Genomic DNA, 21,740 nt, shown 5'->3' with positions numbered 1-21,740 from the left:
TAGTATACAAAAGTGTCCCTACTTGCAAAAGTAAAGTAATGGAGATAGTTTTGTACTATCTTTTCGTAAAAAGATCAGCATCACGGATGCTATTGTATTTTTTTTAATGTGTACAAAACAATTTAAGAGAGAGAAAAAATGAAACTTTTAGAACCCATTACAATAGGAGGACTGTCACTAAAAAACCGCATGGTGATGGCACCTATGACCCGGAGCAGGGCAGATGCCACAGGCAATCTGATTCCCTTAACTACTTTATATTATCAGCAAAGAGCCACAGCAGGATTGATTATATCCGAAGGGATTGCTATTTCCAAAGAAGCCATCGGGATGCCCTTTATATCGGGCTTATACACCCAGGAACAAATTGCCGGCTGGAAAAAAGTAACTGACGCGGTACACCAGTCCGGAGGAAAAATAATAGCCCAGCTATGGCATACCGGCCGTGCTGCCCATTCGGCAAATAAGGACGGTGAAATGCCAGTTGCGCCTTCTGCTGTTGCAATAGAAAACCAGGAAGTGTATACGGGATTTGGCAGATCCGGATTTGAAACACCGCGTGAATTGACCCATGCCGGAATAAAAGCGGTACTACAGGACTACCGGCAAGCGGCAATTAATGCGTTAGAAGCTGGTTTTGATGGCGTGGAACTGCATGCAGCTTTTGGGTACCTACCCAATCAGTTTTTATCGGAATCCTCCAATACCAGAACGGATGAATATGGGGGCAGTATCGAAAATCGTAGCCGTTTTATACTGGAAGTGCTCAAGCAGCTGATTACTGTGGCAGGAGCGGATAAAGTAGGGATTAAATTGTCGCCCAGCAGTATCTATCATGGTATAATGGATCAGGATCCGGTGGCTGTATACACCTATTTGCTAGAGGAGCTGGATAAATTGCCATTGGCCTATATCCATATCATGCAGCCGATGTTTCCTGTTGATGAATTTCCGCAATATCCCAAAGATGTCATTCCGGCCTTTGGGCATCTGATCCGTAAGCCGCTCATTATCAATGCGGGTTATACGCGTGCTACTGCAGAAGAAATGCTACAGGAAGACAAAGCCCAGCTGGTCTCTTTCGGGGCGTTGTTTTTATCCAATCCGGATTTGCCGGAACGCTTTCGCTTAAACGCTGCTTTAAATGTACTTGATAGGGATACGATGTATGGCGGTGGCGATGCCAAAGGGTATACCGATTATCCCTTTTTGGAACAACAGTAAAACAGGCTTCGCAGCCGATGACGAATTAAAACAATAAATTAAAAAACAATGAAATATATAATACTGCTGTTGGGGATGGTACTGTCCATCACAACTACAACTGCCCAGGCACTAAAAACAAGTACACGTTCCAAAGAGCAGGATAAAGGAGTAGCGCTTACGGCTTCCAAAAGTGCCCCGGATACATTGATGGTTCATCATTTTGCAAATGTGAATAACATAAAACTGCATTATGTTACCTGCGGTTCAGGTCCTGCTGTGGTGTTGCTACACGGATGGCCATTCACCTGGATAGAATGGCAGCAAGTAATGGTATTACTTGCTAAATCGGGCTATACGGCTATCGCTCCGGATTTGAGGGGAATGGGAGATTCTGAGATTACTGAGGGAGGGTATGATAAGGTAAATGTTGCCGAAGACATACACCAGCTGGTACAGCAACTGGGATTCAAAACTATCCGGTTGGTCGGCACTGATATTGGTATGATGGTAGCCTATCCGTATGCTGTAGCCCACCAAAATGAAATTGAACAGCTTGTACTTGGGGAATCTTTAATCCCGGGTTTTGGCCTGGAAGAGTTGATGAATCCGGCAACAGGCGGCTATTGGCATTTTGGCTTTCATGCCCAGGCGGGTTTAGCAGCCATGCTTACGGAAGGAAAAGAAGCAGCTTATCTCAACCCAATGTACAAACTGATGTCACCAGGGGGACACATTAGCCAGGCTACTATTACCGAATACATCCGGCAATACAGTAAGCCGGGAGCGATGAAAGGAGGATTTATGCAGTATGCTGCAATCCTTGGGGACGGAAAGACTAATCGTGCCAACTTCAAAGGAAAGTTAACGATTCCCGTACTGGCGATTAACGGTGAAAAAGGAATTCCGTATAAACAAACTTTTGAGTGCATCAAAGCGGTAGCTTATACTGTAACTACTGCTGTTGTCCCGGATAGCGGGCATGCCTTAGGAGAAGATAATCCGGAGTGGTTCACCAACAGATTAATTGGATTCTTTAACGGTAAATAGTGCATTCCGTGTAAATAAAGGAAGGCCTCTAAATCATTTAGAGGCCTTTTTGTATTCTTTTTTTTTATAATTGGGGTGTGTCTGGTAAATCGATTTAGGCGAATCGGTCCTTCGTTTCTTAAATTTTGATAACTTTGGAGGTGTACTAATCTTCTTTACGATGCAGGAAAAATTAAGGGAACATATTGAAAAAGTAATACCCCTCACGGATGCGGAATTTACCTTTGTACGGGGTCATTTTACCCTTAAAAAATTCAAGAAGCACCAGTTCCTGATTCAGGAAGATGATCCTGTGAAGTATTCCTATTTTATCGTTTCCGGGCTTTTGAAGTTGGTTTATACCGAAGCCTCGTTAAAACAGCATATTGTTTCGTTTGCTATGGAAGACTGGTGGGAAAGTGATTTTTATGCCTATTATACTCAGACGGAAGCAACAATGTCGTTAGAGTGTGTCGAAGATACGGTAGTGCTTTGCCTTTCCTTTGACGATTACAAAAAGTTATGCGATGGACTCCAAAAGATGGAACGCTTCTTTCTTGAAAAATCAAATTTTGGTTTTCTGGGCGCCCAGCGTCGTATTATATCCTGGCTCACCTCCAATGCCCAAGAACGGTACGAACAGCTTATCAAACAATACCCATCCCTGATCCAGCGCATCCCCAAAAGCCTGCTGGCCTCCTATCTGGGTGTTTTCCGCGAAACCTTAAGCCGCTTGTCATCATAGTGTGACTTTTATCACAGTATAATCGTGCGGTACATCAAGATCCAATTCCAGTGGTTATGCACAACTTTGCAGTAATAATTTTAAACTGCAGTCGTGAAAAAAATAACAAAACTTTTAACAGTAGTACTATTAACCACTGTGCCGGTATTGGCACAAACAAAACACGCTAATACAATGGAAAAAAGAATCATTAATCCTTGGAAATGGCAGGACGAACGCAGTTATGTGCAGGCTGTCGAGGTCAAAAATGTAACCGGTACACTTTATGTTTCCGGACAAACGGCAATCAGTGCCGAAGGGGTCTCCAGCAATGCGGATATGGAATCCCAATTGATCTTAGCTTTAAAAAACTTAGAAGAGGTCATTAGTACGGCCGGTTACGAACCTAAAAATATCGTCCGTTTGAATATCTATACGACTTCAACGGCAGAACTTTGGCCCCACTTTGCTATTTTCCAAGATTGGATAGCGAAACATGGCATTCAGCAATCGCTCACCTTATTGGAAGTAAAAAGCCTTTTCGAAACGTTAAAGGTGGAACTTGAGGCTACAGTAGTGAAATAATCGATTGCCCAGTATACTGAAAACGGCTGTGTCCTCTCTTTAAGATGGTACAGCCGTTTTGTTTGGAATAAGTTGAAAGAATTACAGCATCACAACATTACGTTTGCCTTGTTTTTCCGGGGTTTGCCAGGCTATCTCAATATCGGCCAATGGTACCGTTTCCAGCGGCATGATAATTTTCCCTTCGGCTGCCCATTGGTAAGCTGTGGGCAATTCGGTAGTGAAGTATTCTTTTATCTCCTTATAGGAAATACTTCCGATACCAGATCCCAGCAGTTCGATCTTTCTGCTGCGTAACAAAGCGGAGGGAAGTTGGATGGTTGCTCCGGCCATTTCCCCAACAGTAATATAGTTGACTTTGTTGGTGATCACGCCATGTAGTGCTTTTAGGATGAGTTCCGCAGGATGCCCCCACAGATAGTCGATTACTACATTGGGCTGATGCTGTTGGAATACTTCGATGAGAGCTTCGGTAAATGCGTTGTCATCCTGTTGTGTATTGATCAGGATATCAGCTCCCAGGGCGGTAAGCTCATCCAGTCCGGAAGAAAGCCTACCCACGGCAATTATACATTTTGCGCCACGATTCCGGGCCATTTGTATTGCGATTCTGCCGGTGGCTCCTGTAGCGCCATTAATGAGTATCGTATCTCCTTTTTTAAGGCCACCACGGTAGAGCATTGCTGCATCCGAACCTAAGAGTGCATTCGGTAGTGCCGCAGCCAGCGGAATCGATAACTTTTCCGGGACCGGGATCCCACTGTTGGGAACTATCAGTGCTTTTTCGGCCATAGTACCACCAATGCCTGTGATATAGGCATGAGTACCATCTGCCAGTTGGGCGATACCATCCAGGCCAACGATTGCTGGAAGTGCCTGGTATTTGGTGTAATGCGTTCCGGCTGCTTTTGACTTGTCCAGTTGTTTTATAGAAGTGGCCACCATAGTGACGAGTGCTTCGCCTGTGTTCGGGATTGGATCCGGCGCTTCTGCATATTTTGGGCTTTCGCCATATTGGTATAAAATTGCTGCTTTCATATTGTTATGATTTTAAGCAAAGGTAAAATCGATTCCACGGATGGAAAATAACAATTGTTAAGAACGTATTATTTGCGATTCCTGATACGGCTGAGGGAAACCGGTGTGATGCCTAAATAGGAGGCGATATAAAGTTGTGGGACACGCTGCAGGATTTGGGGATGCTTTTCCAGTAGCTCATTATAACGTTGCTGCGGTTTGGTACGCAGGTAGCTGATCAGATGTTTTGAATAGTAGAAAAAGCGCTCTAAAATGAGGCTGTCAAACCACGTCTTGAAATTGGGATCTGTTTCTTTGAGCAATAAAAAATCCTGCTTGGTCATCACAACTACAGTGCAGGCTTCAACGGTTTCGAGTGTATAGTCGCTGGGTTCGTCTTTCAGGAGGCTTTCCAGGCTGGCGATCATACTGCCTTCGAAAAAAAACTGGGTCGTAATATCGGTACCATTGCTGTTGATCCACATGCGCAGGCAGCCTTTTTTGATAAAGTAGATGTACCGGGCTTTGTCCCCTTCGTGCAACAGGATGGTTTTTGCAGGATGGGTTTCTTCGTGTACAGTATAAGAGGCTATAAACTCCGGTAGGTCCATAAGAAATCATTTTGTATTCAAATATACTTTAAAATCGAAAATAATTCTCCTATAAGCTTCTTACAATGTTTGTACACGATTTACAAAGCTCCATACAATAGCTTCTGTTTCTATTCCTGTTGATAGAATTTTAAGGAGTTGTACTAAGATGTTTCCTATATTCGCTAAGGGATTCAATAAAAATAAAAAATGAGATTAAAAATAGTAGCGCTCTTAGTGCTTGTTTCAGGTAATTTATTTTCACAGGAAATCAATAAAGCGAAAATAGACGATTACCTCAATTATGTAGAAAATAATAATGGAGGAATTGGCAGTGTGTCAATTTATAAGAATGGACAGGAAGTCTACAATAGGAGTTTCGGACAGGGGAAATTAGTACCTGTAAAGTATACTAAGGAAACCAAATATCAGATTGCTTCCGTGACCAAGATGGTTACAGCGATTTTAATCTTTAAATTAGTTGAACAGGGCAAATTAAAATTAGACACTAAATTGTCTGATTTTTATCCGGAACTACCGAATGCCCATAGGATAACCGTTAAAAACTTATTGGAACATACCAGCGGATTAGGGAATTTCGCGATAAGAGATGGGGCTATTTGGGTGTTCGATAAAGTAACCGACCAGGAAATTTTTGAAGAGATAAAAAAACAAGGCGTGAGTTTTGAACCCAATGAAAAGGTAGCCTATTCCAATTCTGCCTATATATTATTGCGAATGATTGTTGAAAATACATACAAAAAAGGCTATAATAAAGTAGTGGAACAGGAAATAGCAAAACCACTTCATCTAAAGAATTTTGTATCAGCGAAATCAAACCCTACCAATACATTTAAGTCCTATACGTATGGAGCTGATTGGGGCGAAATCAAAGATATTGAATATACAAATGTCATCGGCGTTGGGGACATCGCAAGTACCACCAAAGATCTCAACACGCTTATTGTTGATTTGTTCCAATATAAGATTATAAAAAAGGAAACGTTAGAATTGATGATGCCTATTGTAGGAAAAGAAGATTGGGGCAGGGGACTGGCGTTATTCGCCTATGATGACCACCTTTTTTTCGGGCATAGTGGCGATGTGATTGGTACCCATGCCAGGCTTATCTATAATCCTAAAGATAAAATAGCCATTTCATATGCTACCAATGGAGAACGAATTCCCTCCAATGATTTTATGACCATTTTAGTGGCTATTATTTATAATAAAGCCTTTGATCTACCGGAGATAAAATAGGCTAACAAAAAAGAGGCTGTCTCACAACTCGTGAAATAGCCTCTTTTTCTGTTTTTTACTCGGACTCCTGTCGGAGCGCAGGTCTCAAATATGCAATTCTCAAAGACTTGTTTTAGTTTTGAGACAGCCTCTTTTTTGTGACCTTGACGGTAAAGAATTCTAACCATTTACTGGAAGACGTAAAAATCTTAAATGATTTCTAATTTTATGATTGGAAGTTGACATCACAATAGGCTAAAGTCTCGTTACTATTAATTAATCAAACTAGCAAGACCACTTTTCATAGATTAAAATTAAGATTATTTCTTAACTTTCAATGCAGGTTAAGTTAGCAACTCCAGTTTAATCTATTACTGGTTTTCAAAATCATCAGAGTAATCTATTAAGCCATTTAAAAACTCTGTAAACGAGGTGGCTATAAGTTCTAATTCTACTTCAGAATAATATACATATATAGCGCCGAAATTTTCTTCATCAAGAGACATAGATAGGTAACCTGTTTCTGTTTTACCAATACTAATATGCATTTTGGGTAAATAATCTTGTTTTTCTACGAGCAAAGCACCGTATTCGATAGAAAAGAAATAAGATAGGCGTATACCATCTTCAGGTTCTCCAAAATAGAAATAATAGCTTAATGGAGTTCCTCCATTATATTTTAACATATGGGCTTTATAATCTTCTGGTAGCGATAGCTCTATTTCTAGTTCAAACTTATTTAATTCCTCTGGAGTGATAAGCTTATTTTCTATTTTAAATTCAATTATATTTTTTTATTTAATATCTAAAACAGTTTTTATTTGTATAGGGCTACCTTTATGAGGTAAAGTTGCTATATGGATGTCTGTCTGGATTAGTTGCATAGTACCTTTTAAATTTTCATCTAAATCATCTAAATGATGCCAAGTCAATTTTAATTCGACCAGTATTTTTTCACCTACTGAAGGTTTAATTCCCATAGCTTTCCATGCATTTGCAAAATCGGAAGCACGTTGCGGCCCCGTTATAGGGATGTTTTAATGGATCAAGAACAAAAGTTGGGGAGGAATGTCAAAATAAAATCAGAAATTTGCAATCTAAGAATTTGATATGACCCCAATAGAGCTATTGAAGTTTATGCTTCCTGATTTTTTAGTTGACCATTTTGAAGTGGTTTCTTCTACTAATACAGAAGAAATATTACACCTATACTTTGAAGAGAATGCCAAACCTCCGTCAGAATTTAATGGACTTCAGTTAATCTCAAAGGGTTTCCAGGATGAGATCACTATTCAGGACTTTCCTTTGAGAGGGAAGTTCGTGTATCTACACATCAAAAGACGTCGCTGGACCAATAAAGACACAAGTGAGATCGTTAAAAGAGATTGGAATCTAGTTGCCAAGGGAACCCGCATGACTCAGGAGTTTGCGGCTTTTTTAAAAGAAATTAATAGATAAAACTGCTATTGACTGTCATACCATTGGAGGTTTCTTTGGAGTCAATGGGAAAAAGTTACAAAGACAATACAAAAAACATTTAAGCTCCTTTAGTACGTGGGCTCAACGTGAACATGCACATGAGTGGATTATTTATCCTGAAAATATAGGTACCCACTTGTCAATTGATGAAGTAGCCTTGTCTCAGGGTGAGCTTTTTACTATTGTAACCAATAAGGAAGCTAAAGGTAAAAAAGGTTGCCTAGTTGCTATTATTGCAGGGACAAAGGCAGATCAGGTCATTGAACATATCTGTAAAATTGATTACAAAAAAAGAAGTTGGGTTCAAGAAATAACACTTGACATGGCTAATTCCATGAAGTTGATTTCCAAAAAATGTTTTCCAAAAGCGGTACAGGTTACCGATAGATTTCATGTTCAAAAATTAGCTCTAGAAGCATTACAGGAGATTAGAATAAAATATCGTTGGGAAGCGATGGATACTGAGAATCGATTCATATTACAAGCGGAAAAAGAAAAAAAAACTTATCTCCCAGATCTTTTATCTAATGGAGACTCTGTAAAACAGTTGCTCGCCAGAAGTAGATATGTTCTTTATAAATCCCGCGATAAATGGACCGAAAGACAAAATGAACGAGCCCAATTGTTATTTGGCTTATATCCCGATATTAAAAAGGCATACAGTTTAACCCAACAACTACGAGGTATTTACAACAATCATAACAATAAACACGTTGCGATGACAAAATTGGCACATTGGTACAGGAATGTAGAGGAGTCAGGGTTTAAAAATTTTAATATCCTTTTAAATACTATAACGGTTAATTACCAGTCAATCTTAAACTATTTTGACAATAGAAGTACAAATGCTTCAGCAGAATCTTTTAATGCTAAAGTAAAAGCATTTAGAAGTCAATTTAGAGGAGTGCGTAAAGTAGATTTCTTCTTATTTAGATTATCTAATCTTTTTGGGTAATCCCCAAGCTTTGCGTTTGATCCGTTTTAATTGTTAGTTGCCGGAAAGATGCCGGAAAAATATGGAAAAATAAAACCGTAAATACTTATTTGATAAGTGTTTACGGTTTTTTAATGTGACTACGATGGGATTCGAACCCACACGTCCTTACGAACACCACCCCCTCAAGATGGCAAGTCTACCAATTTCTCCACGTAGCCTAAAATAAAAAAAGTTAAGCTGGAAGCTTAACTTTTTTGTGACCCGACTGGGATTCGAACCCAGGACCCTATCATTAAAAGTGATATGCTCTACCAGCTGAGCTATCGAGTCGGTTGCATTAAGGAATTAATATTTGGTCTTTGTGACCCGACTGGGATTCGAACCCAGGACCCTATCATTAAAAGTGATATGCTCTACCAGCTGAGCTATCGAGTCATATATTTAATTCCTTGAATGCGGGTGCAAATATAAGGCCTTATTCTTCATATTTCAAAGTATTTTTGTCATAAATTTGTCTTTTTTTAAATAAAAATTTTAACGCCTTAATTCATAGGCTTTTATTCGATGAGAAAAATTATACTAATTGGTTATATGGGGTCTGGAAAATCGACAATTGCCCATTTATTATCAGAATCGACAGATTTTCCGTACTTCGATTTGGACAGAATTATTGAAGAAAGAGAGCAAAAAACAATTCCCGAGCTCTTTTCTGAGAAAGGAGAAATCTATTTTCGTAAATTAGAGAGCCAAATACTAAAAGAGATGATCCAAAAAGAGGAGGCCATGATTCTCAGCTTAGGTGGAGGGACACCCTGTTATGCCGGAAATCATTTATTACTGAATGAGGAAAATGTCATTTCCGTCTATTTAAAGGCTTCAATTGATAGTTTGTATAACAGGTTGGTGGAACACAAAACAAATCGACCTCTGATCGCTGAAATGAACGAGAGCGAAATGAAAGAGTTTATTGCGAAACATCTTTTTGACAGAAGCTACTATTATCATCATGCGAAGCATACCGTAGTGACGGATGATAAGGAACTGGACGCTATTGTCGCCGCCATAAAAGAACTGACTTAAATTGAATCACTATGGGAACCATTGCTGAATTGTTGCAACAGACCACACACCGACCCTGGGAACTGCCCACTACCGGCTGGAGTTATTATCAGGAATGGAACAATGCCCTTTTCTTTCATTGGGAGGTTCCATTGGAATTGCTGCAGTCTTTGGTGCCGTCCAATCTTGAGGTCGATTTGTATGAAGGTAAGGCCTATATTTCCCTGGTACCGTTTACAATGCAGAAAATACGCCCGAAATACCTGCCCTCATTAGCCTTTGTTTCCGATTTTCATGAAATTAACCTCAGGACTTATGTTACCTATGAGGGCAAACCCGGAGTTTTCTTTATTAGTATAGAAGCTGAAAAGTCGTTGTCCGCCTTTTTATCGCGTATGCTTTCCGGGCTTCCGTATAAAAAATCAACAATGGTGCGTACTCCGAAAGGATATACTTCCCAAAACAAACTGCAGGATTTCCGGTTCAGTGCCGAATATGAAATTCAGGAGGTTATTGTCGTTAAAACCGGTCTTGACCGTTTCCTGACCGAGCGATATTCGCTCTACCTGGAACGGAATGGTAAATTATACCGCTACCAGATCCATCATAAAGAATGGGAATTGCGAAATGTCCGGATGGATAAGTTCGATAGTAAGTATATAATAAATGCATTAAATCTGGAAGGAAAGGTTCCGGATTTAATGCATTATTCAGAAGGGGTACAGGTGATCGCCTGGGATAGGGAAGTGTTGTCCTAACTCAGGTAAGCGTAATCTTCATTACCTTCAAAAACGACCTGTACATGTTCCTGTAGGGAAGTAGAAAGGGAAATGCCCTTAAAATCTGCTTTTACAGGATATTTTTTATGGTTACGGTCTACTAAAACCGCTGTTTTAAATTTTTTCAGTGGCACATCCAAGAAATGACGTACGCCATAGACCAAGGTAGTTCCGGAGTTCAATACATCATCTACCAAAATTAGCCCTTTGTTTTCGTATTGCTCTTTGGTCAGCGACGTGATAATTGGTGATGCCGGATTATTTTTGTCGATTTCCACAGCACAAAGGATGATTTTTAAATCAGAAATTTTTTCCAGGGCTGCTGCTATTTTGGTGGCAAACGTATAACCGCTGTTTTTGATTCCTGCAATTACAATCTCTTCTTCATCAATAAATGTCTCATAGATCTGGTATGCAATTCGCTTGATTTTATGCTCTATTTCCTGATGGGTTAATATGATGTTTTTAGTCATTGTTTTTTGTTTTGTCAAAGATAGGAATTTATTTTACGAATGGATAGTGGCCTGTTGCGGGCTTAGTCCAAATCGTCGTCATCGTCACTACTGTTGCCGTATTCATCCAGGTCACGACGGTCTTTTTTGGTTGGCCTTCCGGTGCCTTGTGCACGGTAATGTTCCTTGGAGAGGCGTAACAATTCCAGATGTGCAAAAGCGTCGGCCGGGGTTTCGTCTTTCCGGTACATATCGACCAGTTTCGGGCCTACACGATTGGCGGGGATATCCAGTACAGTGAGGGTATAGGTAATCTGATCTTTGCGCAGCGTGATTTTATCCGTAGGAAATACCTCCCGGGAGGGCTTCGCTGTTTGGCCGTTAACGGTCATGTGTCCTTTCTTGCAGGCTTCAGTGGCTATATTCCTGGTTTTGTAATACCTGACGCACCACAAATATTTATCGATCCTCATACTATTTTAAAAAATGAACGTTAATAACTAATACAAAAATAAATCAAAATTGTATCTTGCACTCCAAAATTTTATAATAATGAACAAAATTAAATTGTTTTTGGTTGTACTAATAGTATCCGCCACAACTTTTTCCTGTAAAAAGGATGATGACGGAGCCGTTGAACCGCCAAGAGATTATGCTGTCCAGTATGCTACTGATATTGCCGCACTGGAAACGTACCTGCAGACACACTATGTTACCGTTGATGCAGATTTTAATACTACATTTACAGATACTCCTGCTACCACGGGTCAGCCAACGATTTGGGATATGCCAAATCTGACCTTCAAAAGTGTTGCCCTGCATGATATCACTTATAAAGTATACTACCTGAAATTCAGGGAAGGTACCGGAGATAGCCCGACAAAATTCGACCAGGTTTTGGCTTCTTATAAAGGAACCCTTTTAAACGGGACCCAATTTGATTACAGCCCATTCCCACAAGGCTTTTTGTCATTGCAATCTGTAATCAGGGGATGGACCGAAATATTCCCATTATTTAAAGCGGGCAATCTTATCGATGAATCAGAAAATAATCCTAATCCTCCAGCTTTTGAAAATTTCGGTGCAGGAGTAATGTTTCTGCCTTCCGGTTTAGGCTACTACAATTCTGTAGTGTCTAATATTCCATCCTATTCTCCTTTGGTATTCAGCTTTAAATTCTACAGTGTAAAATATGTAGATGATGATAAAGATGGGGTATTGACCAAAGATGAGGTAAACCCTTCTCCGGCTCCGGGTGAAGATCCTATCGAGGATTATGATTCCGATGGTGATGGAACGCCAAACTACCTGGATATCGATGATGACAATGACGGTGTACTAACCGTAGTAGAGATCAAGATCAATGGAGAGTTGCCAGCATCTTATGACGCTATATTAGACTGTAATGGAACCACTACAGGACTGAAAAAACACCTGGATCCTTCCTGCCATTAAGCGCAAATAAAAAAATAGATTTCCATAAAAAAAGCCATTCCTCAGGAATGGCTTTTTTAGTTTATGTATCGTGGAAATTACTTTCTTTTGATCACTTTTTCAGCGGCTTCAAAAATCGCTTTGTTGTTCAATTTGTATTTCTCCATCAGTTGATCTGGTGTTCCTGATTCTCCGAAGCTGTCATTTACGGCTACAAATTCCTGTGGAGCAGGTTGGTTCAGGGATAATACTCGTGCAACGCTTTCGCCTAATCCACCCAGTATGTTGTGCTCTTCTGCAGTAACAAGGCATCCGGTTTTGGCAACTGATTTCAGGATCGCTGCTTCGTCCAGTGGCTTTATGGTGTGTATGTTGATTACTTCTGCTGAAATTCCCTGTGCTTCTAAAGCTTCTGCTGCAACCAGAGCTTCCCAAACCAAATGTCCGGTGGCTACGATCGTAACATCAGTTCCTTCATTTAATACTACCGCTTTACCGATTTCAAATGTACCATTTTCTGGTGTAAAATTAGGAACGCTTGGACGTCCGAAACGAAGGTATACAGGGCCGTGGTGGTCTGCAATAGCCATGGTAGCGGCTTTGGTCTGATTGTAATCACAAGTGTTGATTACCGTCATTCCCGGAAGCATTTTCATCAATCCGATATCTTCTAAAATTTGGTGTGTGGCACCATCTTCTCCTAATGTAAGTCCGGCATGTGAAGCACAGATTTTTACGTTTTTGTCAGAATAGGCAACCGATTGACGGATCTGGTCGTAAACCCTTCCGGTAGAAAAGTTAGCGAAAGTCCCGGTAAAAGGAATTTTTCCGCCAATAGTAAGTCCTGCTGCGATTCCGATCATATTTGCTTCTGCAATTCCAATCTGGAAAAAACGTTCCGGGTGATTCTTTTTGAAATCATCCATTTTCAGTGAGCCAATCAAATCGGCGCAAAGGGCTACTACATTTTCGTTTTTTTGTCCCAGTTCGGTCAATCCCGCTCCAAAACCAGAACGGGTATCTTTATTTCCTGTATTTGTATATTTTTTCATGGTATGTTTTTGAGCTATTTAGTGCAGGCACCAAATATAATTTTAGTAATCACCTAATGTGGCAGCGTTCTGTGTAAATGCTTTTTCCAATTGTTCGTCATTTGGCGCTTTTCCGTGCCATGCATGGCTGTACATCATAAAATCTACACCATTACCCATTTCGGTATGCAACAGTACACAAACCGGTTTTCCTTTTCCAGTTCTCGATTTTGCATCGGTCATACCTGCGATGATTGCTTCGATATTGTTTCCTTCTTTGATTTCCAGTACATCCCAGTCAAAAGCTTCGAATTTTGCTTTTATCGATCCCATTGGAAGCACTTCGTCGGTAGAACCGTCAATCTGTTTTCCGTTAAGGTCGATTGTAGCGATGATATTGTCTACTTTTTTTGCAGAAGCATACATGATTGCTTCCCAGTTTTGACCTTCCTGTAATTCACCATCGCCATGAAGGCTATAGATTAAATGGTTGTCGTTATTTAATTTTTTGGCCTGAGCTGCACCAATAGCAACAGACAATCCCTGTCCTAATGAACCAGAAGCTATACGAACGCCAGGAAGCCCTTCGTGAGTCGTTGGGTGTCCCTGAAGCCTGGAGTTGATGTGACGGAATGTTGCCAGTTCTGAAACTGGAAAATAACCGCTTCTTGCCAGTACGCTGTAAAAAACAGGAGAGATATGGCCGTTGGAAAGGAAGAACAGGTCTTCGTCTTTTCCGTCCATATCAAAACCTTCTTTACGGTCCATAAGATTTTGGTAAAGGGCTACAAGAAATTCAGTACACCCCAGTGATCCTCCCGGGTGCCCGGAATTAACTGCGTGAACCATTCGAAGAATATCTCTTCGCACCTGGATTGTTAAGTCGTTTAATTGTTGTGTGTTAGGTTTCATTTCGTATGTTAAATTTAAACTGGCGCAAAGATAATCAGATATTTCGATTTTTGGATGATTGGATTTTTAGATTTTGCAAAAGTTTGCATCAATAAAACGATTGCGCTGTGGGCGTTCGTTATTTTCTAAACTACAGCTAATGGGCGTATTAAGTCAGGCTGAAAATGGTAAAAGTATTCAGGACAACTAATTATAACCGTGATTCTTCCTCTTAATGGAATTTGTGTTGTTCTAAATATGACTGATAAAAGGGATTGTAATTGCGTATCCGGTTGTGTCGTGATGCTTTTGGGATTTAAAAAGCGGTATCTATTTTTGGTGTCAGGACAAAGTGTAGCAAGGGATCGTTTTCATACTAAAGCAGGATATGCATTTGGTTTTACGGAATAGAAATGCTGAATATCAAATAGAAATGCTGCCGAAAAAGATGGGATAAAAAGAAAAGTTTTATGTGAGGAAAAAACCGGAGTTTGTTTTTAATAAACAAAAAATATTCTAAAATGTATTTTTATAACACGAATGTCGCAATTTTTGCTTTATTTTGCGATAATATTAACACTTAATTTGTTACACGCTTATGGAGTTTTTACTGAAAATGGAATACGAATCCGAGCTTGACAAGGCAGAAAACCTGCTGGAAACGGTCGTCTCGTTTGGAAAATCCGGGTCGGAAAACCCGCAAAAAATAACCCGTCCCCTTGCGGAAGTATTGGAAGAAATCAGGAAGCTGAATGTCCGGATCGATCCGATAAAAGAATCTTATGTCAAAGCAGTAGAATTGCGCATTACCAAATTTTTGAATAAATCAGAAAATTCAATTAACAAAGTGGTGGTAAAAATAAATGTACAGGTGAAGGCTCTCTTTGGGAAAGATAGTAGAGAAGCGGTCTCAGTAGAGATGATTATTGTTGAAATGCGAAGCAACAGGAGACGAAAGCCAGGAGCGACAACAGATGAAACCCTAATGCGAAATGCTTTTCATGCTTATCAGGTGCAAACCCGGCTTTTTTCAGATCTTGTGGCAAAACTGATCCAATTACGGTCACAGTATAAGCCTTCCCATCCGGCCATAAAGATTTCACAGTTGATTGCTTTGCATAATGATGCTGTCGCAGCGAATAATGCTGTAAGGGATGCCTACCTGGTCGCTAAGCACAATTATTTTGAAAGGCTTGATAAATACCGTCAGTTACAGGATATTGTAGCGCAGCTAATTGATGATGTCCGCAAACAATATGGACTGTGTTCACTGCAGTTTGTAAAAGTGAAACAATACCGTTTTTAAGCAAAAAATCCCCTTCTTTGCTTTTAGTGTCATAAGAATCCCCCCTTTTATGATAGTTCCCCCCACACTACTATCTGTATTATTATAAGTTCCAATTGATGTGCATGTTTTCGCTATCTGGAATCAATACGTATTTTTCTGATTGTCGCTAATGCTATATATTGGTTGACCCAACTCGTTATACGACATAAAATAATGTTATATTATTTGAATGAATTGTGCTAAAAGTGATATTTTTGCACTTGCCTTCAGAAATAAAACCATATTGCTAATTATTATTATTTATGAAAAAATTCATACAGCTCTATTTGGATTCTTACCGGGGATTATCCCAGCCGGCATGGATGCTTGCTTTGGTCATATTTATTAATAGGAGTGGGGCTATGGTACTGCCTTTTCTGGGTATCTACATGACACAATCGTTGCATTTCGAAATGGAAGATACCGGGATTGTATTGAGTTGTTATGGTGTGGGCGCTGTTATCGGTTCCTGGCTTGGCGGATGGCTGACAGATCGCTTTGGCCACTTTCGTACCCAGGCACTCAGCTTGTTTGTTTCTGTTCCGGCATTTTTACTGCTGCCCTTGTTTACTACTGTGCTTTCTTTGGCGCTCGGTGTATTTATCTTAAGTATTATTACCGATACGTTTCGTCCTGCGAATTCCGTATCGGTTGCTTATTATGCCAAGCCTGAAAATATCACCCGCGCCTTTTCGCTGAACCGGATGGCAATTAATCTTGGGTTTTCGATCGGGCCGGCTTTGGGTGGGGCGTTGGCACTCATCTCCTACAGTTGGCTTTTTTATGGAAATGGAATGGTGGCTTTTATGGCAGGTTGCCTGTTTTATTTTTACTTCCGCAACCGTAAAGGGAACGAACGTGTTTTGCATAAGGAAGATGCAGCAACCGATACCAAAGCACGGTCTCCTTATAAGGATAAGTTATTTATAGCCTTTAATGTTTTGTGTTCCCTGTATGCAATTTGTTTTTTTCAACTGCTGAGCACCCTGCCGTTGTTTTATCGTGAAGTGCATAAGATGACTGAAGCCGATATTGGTATTATCCTGGCTTTTAGTGGAATTGTCGTTTTTGCACTCGAAATGCTTTTGGTTCATATTGCAGATCGTAAAATGTCACCTGCACAGATTATTATTTTTGGGACTTTACTGTGTGGGATGTCTTTTGTGATGCTGAATATAGGAGGAGGGCAGTGGGTGTTGTATGGCTCTATGTTTGTGCTTTGCATTTCGGAAATCCTGGCGATGCCGTTTATCGCTACTATAACCGTAAGGCGTTCAGTTGTTTCCAATCGTGGTGCTTATATGGGATTCAGTGCGCTGTCTTATTCGGTAGCACATATTATATCGCCTTTTGTAGGGACAAAAATCGCCGCTCATTATGGTTTTGATACCCTTTGGTATGGGACGGGAATACTGAGCCTGTTCATTGCTTTAGGATTTTATTTTGTGATGCAAAAAATGAAAGCAGAAACAGTCGCAACATAAAGCGAGATGCTGCCGGGGAAAGTAAAGTGTCGAAAAGATACTGGCTTTCTGCCAATAGCGAACAAATTAGGGACTTATAATAATTTTAATGTAGAATTCACAATTCGTAATTTACATTTAACTTATCTTTGCCGACTGTAAAAAGCTATTATGAAGTTCGATTTTGTTACGAAAGACCCGCATACCAAAGCAAGAGCGGGCGCGATTACTACGGATCACGGTGTTATTGAAACGCCTATTTTTATGCCTGTTGGTACAGTGGCTTCTGTTAAGGGCGTACACCAGCGGGAATTAAAAGAAGAAATCAATCCGGATATTATTCTGGGAAACACCTACCATCTTTATCTTCGGCCGAAAACTGAAATTCTGGAGAAGGCTGGTGGACTGCACAAGTTCATGAACTGGGATCGTAATATCCTTACTGATTCGGGAGGCTACCAGGTGTATTCACTATCCGCCAATCGTAAAATTAAGGAAGAAGGAGTGAAGTTCAAATCGCACATTGACGGTTCGTATCACTTTTTTACACCGGAAAATGTAATGGAAATCCAACGTACTATCGGAGCCGATATCATCATGGCCTTTGACGAGTGTACACCTTATCCTTGTGATTACCGGTATGCACAACGTTCGATGCACATGACCCACAGATGGCTGGACCGTTGTATCAATCATTTGGAAAAATTGCCATTTAAATATGGCTATGAACAGACTTTTTTCCCGATTGTACAGGGAAGTACCTATAAAGACCTGCGCATGCAGTCTGCAGAATATATTGCCAACTCCGGGCAACAGGGGAATGCTATCGGTGGATTATCGGTAGGGGAACCTGCAGAAGAAATGTATGCCATGACAGAAGTGGTATGTGATATCTTGCCGGAAGACAAACCAAGATACCTGATGGGTGTGGGAACACCGATTAATATTTTGGAAAATATCGCATTGGGCGTGGATATGTTCGACTGTGTTATGCCGACGCGTAATGCCAGAAACGGAATGTTATTTACAGCACACGGAACCATTAATATCAAAAACAGAAAATGGGAAGATGATTTTTCTCCATTGGATGAAAACGGAACTACTTTTGTAGACCGTGAATATTCTAAGGCGTACCTGAGGCACCTTTTTGCAGCCAATGAATACCTTGGAAAACAAATTGCGACCATTCACAATCTTGGATTCTATATGTGGCTTGTTCGTGAAGCGAGAAAGCATATCATTGGCGGAGATTTCAGGGTGTGGAAGGAAATGATGGTAAAACAAATGGATAAAAGGCTGTAAGATCACGAATCGATTGGGAATAGCGTAAAAGCAGCAGAAATATTTGACATAGGGCTACCGGTAATAGTAACAAAAGTAACATGAAGAAAATCGATTTATACATTCTGAAGCGATACCTCGCGACCTTTTCCGTGATGTTATTACTCTTTATACCGATTGGAATTGTAATTGACGTTTCTGAAAAAATCAATAAAATACTGGAAGCCAAAGTCCCATTTTTGGCTGTGGCCAAATATTACCTGGATTTTACGATTTATTTTGCCAACCTGTTGTTCCCAATTTTCTTATTCCTTTCCGTAATCTGGTTTACCTCCAAGTTAGCCAATAATACCGAAATCATTGCGATTTTAAGTTCGGGAATCTCTTTTACGAGGTTTTTGCGGCCTTATATTGTCGGTGCGACGCTGATTTCGATCTTTGCGCTGATTATGGGGTTCTTCCTAGTGCCAAATGCCAGCCAGGGCTTTAATGATTTTCGGTATACGTATCTCAAAAAGAATGCGGAAGTCCGGGAAAACTCGGATGTATTCAAGCAGATTGGCGACGATGAATTCATCCACGTAAAAAGTTTTAATCCCGTGACCAAAATCGGGAATGACTTTACGATGGAAAAATTTGAAAAAGGCGTACTGAAATACAAAGTGCAGGCCTCCCGCATTAAATTCAATCCCAAAGATAGTATTTACACCCTGACAAACTTTACCAAAAGGAAAGTTGGGGATCTTGATGATACGCTTATTGTAAATGTACCTTCAAAAGATACCGTTTTTGCCTTTGACCTCGACGATCTTACTCCGGTGATCTATATTGCAGAAACACTTTCGATTACCGAATTGGATAAGTTTATCGAAAAGGAACGCGAAAGGGGATCTTCCAATATTAATACCTACCGGGTTGTAAAATACAAAAAATACAGTATTCCGGTTTCGGCATTCATCCTGACCATTATTGCGGTTTCGGTATCTTCGATGAAAAGAAGGGGTGGAATGGGAATTAACCTGGCCTTAGGGATAGGACTGGCCTTTACCTTTATATTCTTTGATAAAATATTTGGAACGATGGCCGAAAAGTCCAGTTTCCCACCTATAATTGCAGTCTGGATTCCTAATTTTACTTTCGGATTGCTGGCTATCTATCTTCTACGAAATGCCAAACGATAATTTAAAAAGCTATCTTCAATTGCATCTTATTGTATTTATTTGGGGATTTACGGCAATACTGGGTGCTTTAATTTCACTGGATGCCTTGCCTTTAGTATGGTTTAGAATGTCACTTGCTGTGGTTTTCATTGCGCTGTATGTGTACTTTAAGAAAATACCACTACGCATTCCTTTGCGTACTGTTGTTGGATTGCTGATTGCGGGATTGGTCATTGCACTGCACTGGCTCACCTTTTTTATGGCGATCAAAGTCTCTAATGTATCGGTAACGCTGGCATGTATTTCGACAGGTGCTTTTTTTACAGCGCTGCTGGAGCCACTTTTTTATAAAAAGAAAGTGATTTGGTATGAAGTGCTTTTTGGTGTTATTGTGGTCATTGGCCTTGGCATTATTTTTAAGGTGGAGACGAAATATATAGAAGGCATAGCCCTGGCGCTGACTTCCGCCTTTTTATCAGCATCATTTTCGATCATCAACGGGACATTTGCAAAAACCTATAACCCGTCCTTGATTTCCTTTTATGAAATTGCAGGAGGAGTACTTTTTCTAAGTATTTTTCTACTGTGTACCGGTGGGTTTTCTGCAGATTTTTTTACGCTGACCGCCTCCGACTGGGGATGGTTATTACTACTGAGCTCTATCTGTACGGCCTATGCTTTTATCGGATCGGTGAAAGTAATGAAATTCATAAGCCCTTACACCGTAATGCTTACCATTAACCTGGAGCCCGTTTATGGGATTACGCTGGCGGTACTGTTTTTTCCGGGTAAAGAAAAAATGAGTTTTGAGTTTTATATCGGTGCTCTGGTCATCCTTTCGACCGTCATCATGAATGTAATTATTAAGAACTACAAAAAGAAAGCTGTTGCATAATATGCAATAGCGGGGTAGCTGTGGTTATAATGCATTAGACTTAGGGTAATCCGGTAAAAGTTTTAAAATTTAACTTCCATTCTCGATTGAAAATTTTATCTTTGCGCTTCGAACTTAAACAAAATAATGCAAAATCATATGGAATATTTAGATTTTGAACTTCCAATAAAAGAACTTGAAGACCAATTGGACAAGTGTCAGGTTATTGGTCAGGAGTCAGATGTTGACGTTACCCAGACTTGTAAACAGATTGAAAAAAAACTAGAAGAAACAAAAAAGAAAATATATAAAAACCTTACAGCATGGCAACGTGTTCAGATGTCCAGGCATCCGGGCCGTCCTTACACCATGGATCACGTTAGGGCTCTTTGTGGTGATACATTCCTGGAACTTTTCGGGGATCGTAACTTTAAAGACGACAAAGCCATGATTGGTGGATTGGGCAAAATTGGAGGACAGTCTTTTATGATTGTCGGCCAGCAAAAAGGCTACAATACCAAAACCCGTCAGTACCGTAATTTTGGTATGGCCAATCCGGAAGGATATCGTAAAGCATTACGCTTGATGAAAATGGCAGAGAAATTTGGTATCCCGGTTTTAACCTTAATCGATACTCCCGGAGCCTATCCTGGATTAGAAGCTGAGGAAAGAGGACAGGGCGAAGCTATTGCGCGTAATATTTTTGAAATGATCCGCCTAAAAACACCAATTATCACTGTTATTGTGGGTGAAGGTGCTTCCGGTGGTGCATTGGGAATAGGCGTAGGGGATAAAGTTTACATGTTGGAAAATACCTGGTATTCTGTAATTTCTCCTGAATCCTGCTCCTCCATCTTATGGAGAAGTTGGGAATTCAAAGAACAGGCTGCCGAAGCTCTGAAACTGACTTCTTTTGATATGAAAAAACAAAAACTGATTGATGATATTATTCCGGAGCCTCTTGGTGGCGCTCATTTTGACCGGGAAACTACTTTCAAATCAGTACAGGAATATGTATTGAAAGGATTCAATGAACTGAAAGACTTATCAACAGAGAAGTTAATCGCTCAAAGAATGGACAAATACAGTAAGATGGGCGAATTTAAAGAGTAAAACCTTACAATTTTATACTCAATCCGAAGCCCTTTGGTTTCGGATTTTTTTTTGGTTATAAACAATAATTAAT

24 protein-coding genes and 3 tRNA genes are annotated in these 21,740 nt (G+C 40.2%); 16 read left to right on the top strand and 11 right to left on the bottom strand.

The annotated features are described in order from the left end of the window. Positions 1 to 138 precede the first annotated feature (138 nt). From FK004_RS18540 to FK004_RS18525, 4 genes are all read left to right on the top strand, one after another. Positions 139 to 1,224 (top strand): alkene reductase, encoded by a 1,086-nt coding sequence (locus FK004_RS18540; protein ID WP_108738592.1) that lies wholly within the window; start codon positions 139 to 141, stop codon positions 1,222 to 1,224. A gap of 48 nt (positions 1,225 to 1,272) precedes the next feature. After that, complete coding sequence (locus FK004_RS18535) at positions 1,273 to 2,253, top strand: alpha/beta fold hydrolase (RefSeq protein WP_108738591.1); 981 nt, start codon at positions 1,273 to 1,275, stop codon at positions 2,251 to 2,253. A gap of 160 nt (positions 2,254 to 2,413) precedes the next feature. Continuing rightward, on the top strand, positions 2,414 to 2,977 hold the full coding sequence (locus FK004_RS18530; RefSeq protein WP_108738590.1) for a Crp/Fnr family transcriptional regulator: 564 nt from the start codon (positions 2,414 to 2,416) through the stop codon (positions 2,975 to 2,977). A gap of 174 nt (positions 2,978 to 3,151) precedes the next feature. Then, positions 3,152 to 3,541, top strand: coding sequence for a RidA family protein (locus FK004_RS18525; protein ID WP_108738908.1), 390 nt, complete (start codon positions 3,152 to 3,154; stop codon positions 3,539 to 3,541). Positions 3,542 to 3,622: 81 nt separating this feature from the next. On the opposite strand, the gene FK004_RS18520 is transcribed toward FK004_RS18525, so the two are convergent. Together FK004_RS18520 and FK004_RS18515 are read right to left on the bottom strand one after the other, a co-directional pair. Further along, on the bottom strand, positions 3,623 to 4,579 hold the full coding sequence (locus FK004_RS18520; protein WP_108738589.1) for a quinone oxidoreductase family protein: 957 nt from the start codon (positions 4,577 to 4,579) through the stop codon (positions 3,623 to 3,625). A 68-nt stretch (positions 4,580 to 4,647) separates the two neighbouring features. Next, on the bottom strand, positions 4,648 to 5,169 hold the full coding sequence (locus tag FK004_RS18515; protein ID WP_108738588.1) for a Crp/Fnr family transcriptional regulator: 522 nt from the start codon (positions 5,167 to 5,169) through the stop codon (positions 4,648 to 4,650). Positions 5,170 to 5,358: 189 nt separating this feature from the next. On the opposite strand from FK004_RS18515, the gene FK004_RS18510 reads away from it, so the two are divergent. Beyond that, a complete protein-coding gene (locus tag FK004_RS18510; protein WP_108738587.1) occupies positions 5,359 to 6,408 on the top strand; it encodes a serine hydrolase domain-containing protein in 1,050 nt (349 codons plus the stop codon). A gap of 350 nt (positions 6,409 to 6,758) precedes the next feature. Here FK004_RS18510 and FK004_RS18505 read toward each other — a convergent pair whose 3' ends face one another. Continuing rightward, positions 6,759 to 7,145, bottom strand: coding sequence for an SMI1/KNR4 family protein (locus FK004_RS18505; RefSeq protein WP_227871732.1), 387 nt, complete (start codon positions 7,143 to 7,145; stop codon positions 6,759 to 6,761). Between the two features lie 36 nt (positions 7,146 to 7,181). Then, entirely contained in the window at positions 7,182 to 7,367 is a 186-nt protein-coding gene (locus tag FK004_RS18500) for an HNH endonuclease (protein WP_108738585.1), read from the bottom strand. A 130-nt stretch (positions 7,368 to 7,497) separates the two neighbouring features. Between FK004_RS18500 and FK004_RS18495 the strand changes: the two genes are divergently transcribed. Next, entirely contained in the window at positions 7,498 to 7,845 is a 348-nt protein-coding gene (locus FK004_RS18495; RefSeq protein ID WP_108736801.1) for an ISAon1 family transposase N-terminal region protein, read from the top strand. Beyond that, entirely contained in the window at positions 7,838 to 8,821 is a 984-nt protein-coding gene (locus tag FK004_RS18490) for an ISAon1 family transposase (protein ID WP_108737667.1), read from the top strand. Before FK004_RS18495 ends, FK004_RS18490 begins: the two co-directional genes overlap by 8 nt. Positions 8,822 to 8,937: 116 nt before the next feature. Here FK004_RS18490 and FK004_RS18485 read toward each other — a convergent pair. From FK004_RS18485 to FK004_RS18475, 3 genes are all read right to left on the bottom strand, one after another. After that, positions 8,938 to 9,021: transfer RNA gene (locus FK004_RS18485), tRNA-Leu, on the bottom strand. A gap of 39 nt (positions 9,022 to 9,060) precedes the next feature. Next, positions 9,061 to 9,133 (bottom strand) — tRNA-Lys (locus tag FK004_RS18480). Between the two features lie 32 nt (positions 9,134 to 9,165). Continuing rightward, positions 9,166 to 9,238 (bottom strand) — tRNA-Lys (locus tag FK004_RS18475). A 129-nt stretch (positions 9,239 to 9,367) separates the two neighbouring features. On the opposite strand from FK004_RS18475, the gene FK004_RS18470 reads away from it, so the two are divergent. Both FK004_RS18470 and FK004_RS18465 read left to right on the top strand, forming a co-directional pair. Continuing rightward, on the top strand, positions 9,368 to 9,883 hold the full coding sequence (locus FK004_RS18470; RefSeq protein ID WP_108738584.1) for a shikimate kinase: 516 nt from the start codon (positions 9,368 to 9,370) through the stop codon (positions 9,881 to 9,883). Between the two features lie 11 nt (positions 9,884 to 9,894). Beyond that, positions 9,895 to 10,620, top strand: a complete 726-nt coding sequence (locus FK004_RS18465; protein WP_108738583.1) for a YqjF family protein — start codon at positions 9,895 to 9,897, stop codon at positions 10,618 to 10,620. Here FK004_RS18465 and FK004_RS18460 read toward each other — a convergent pair. Next, positions 10,617 to 11,114 (bottom strand): phosphoribosyltransferase family protein, encoded by a 498-nt coding sequence (locus FK004_RS18460; RefSeq protein WP_108738582.1) that lies wholly within the window; start codon positions 11,112 to 11,114, stop codon positions 10,617 to 10,619. The two genes, FK004_RS18465 and FK004_RS18460, sit on opposite strands and share 4 nt — an antisense overlap. 62 nt (positions 11,115 to 11,176) lie before the next feature. Next, the gene (locus FK004_RS18455; RefSeq protein WP_108738581.1) at positions 11,177 to 11,566 is read right to left on the bottom strand and encodes an RNA-binding S4 domain-containing protein; all 390 of its coding nucleotides are present in this window, start codon (positions 11,564 to 11,566) and stop codon (positions 11,177 to 11,179) included. Between the two features lie 79 nt (positions 11,567 to 11,645). Between FK004_RS18455 and FK004_RS18450 the strand changes: the two genes are divergently transcribed. After that, positions 11,646 to 12,548 (top strand): FKBP-type peptidyl-prolyl cis-trans isomerase, encoded by a 903-nt coding sequence (locus FK004_RS18450; RefSeq protein WP_108738580.1) that lies wholly within the window; start codon positions 11,646 to 11,648, stop codon positions 12,546 to 12,548. 77 nt (positions 12,549 to 12,625) lie between these two features. On the opposite strand, the gene FK004_RS18445 is transcribed toward FK004_RS18450, so the two are convergent. Together FK004_RS18445 and FK004_RS18440 are read right to left on the bottom strand one after the other, a co-directional pair. Then, complete coding sequence (locus FK004_RS18445; RefSeq protein ID WP_108738579.1) at positions 12,626 to 13,579, bottom strand: transketolase family protein; 954 nt, start codon at positions 13,577 to 13,579, stop codon at positions 12,626 to 12,628. 42 nt (positions 13,580 to 13,621) lie between these two features. After that, positions 13,622 to 14,470 (bottom strand): transketolase, encoded by an 849-nt coding sequence (locus tag FK004_RS18440; protein ID WP_108738578.1) that lies wholly within the window; start codon positions 14,468 to 14,470, stop codon positions 13,622 to 13,624. Between the two features lie 577 nt (positions 14,471 to 15,047). Here FK004_RS18440 and FK004_RS18435 point away from each other — a divergent pair. The 6 genes from FK004_RS18435 (at position 15,048) to FK004_RS18410 (ending at position 21,667) form a co-directional block, all read left to right on the top strand. Further along, positions 15,048 to 15,755, top strand: coding sequence for a hypothetical protein (locus tag FK004_RS18435; protein WP_108738577.1), 708 nt, complete (start codon positions 15,048 to 15,050; stop codon positions 15,753 to 15,755). Positions 15,756 to 16,039: 284 nt separating this feature from the next. Then, complete coding sequence (locus FK004_RS18430) at positions 16,040 to 17,260, top strand: MFS transporter (protein WP_108738576.1); 1,221 nt, start codon at positions 16,040 to 16,042, stop codon at positions 17,258 to 17,260. Between the two features lie 150 nt (positions 17,261 to 17,410). Continuing rightward, positions 17,411 to 18,541: a tRNA guanosine(34) transglycosylase Tgt gene (gene tgt / locus FK004_RS18425; protein ID WP_108738575.1), complete on the top strand. Its 1,131-nt coding sequence runs from the start codon at positions 17,411 to 17,413 to the stop codon at positions 18,539 to 18,541. A gap of 80 nt (positions 18,542 to 18,621) precedes the next feature. Then, a complete protein-coding gene (locus FK004_RS18420) occupies positions 18,622 to 19,701 on the top strand; it encodes an LptF/LptG family permease (RefSeq protein ID WP_108738574.1) in 1,080 nt (359 codons plus the stop codon). Further along, the gene (locus FK004_RS18415) at positions 19,688 to 20,575 is read left to right on the top strand and encodes a DMT family transporter (RefSeq protein WP_108738573.1); all 888 of its coding nucleotides are present in this window, start codon (positions 19,688 to 19,690) and stop codon (positions 20,573 to 20,575) included. The genes FK004_RS18420 and FK004_RS18415 overlap by 14 nt, the downstream gene beginning before the upstream one ends. A gap of 138 nt (positions 20,576 to 20,713) precedes the next feature. Next, on the top strand, positions 20,714 to 21,667 hold the full coding sequence (locus tag FK004_RS18410) for an acetyl-CoA carboxylase carboxyltransferase subunit alpha (RefSeq protein ID WP_108738907.1): 954 nt from the start codon (positions 20,714 to 20,716) through the stop codon (positions 21,665 to 21,667). Positions 21,668 to 21,740 lie beyond the last annotated feature (73 nt).

The organism is Flavobacterium kingsejongi (genome assembly GCF_003076475.1).
Classification (GTDB): Bacteria; Bacteroidota; Bacteroidia; order Flavobacteriales; family Flavobacteriaceae; genus Flavobacterium; species Flavobacterium kingsejongi.
Note: the sequence above shows the minus strand (reverse complement) of the source record. Positions and strands in the feature narration are given on the sequence as shown.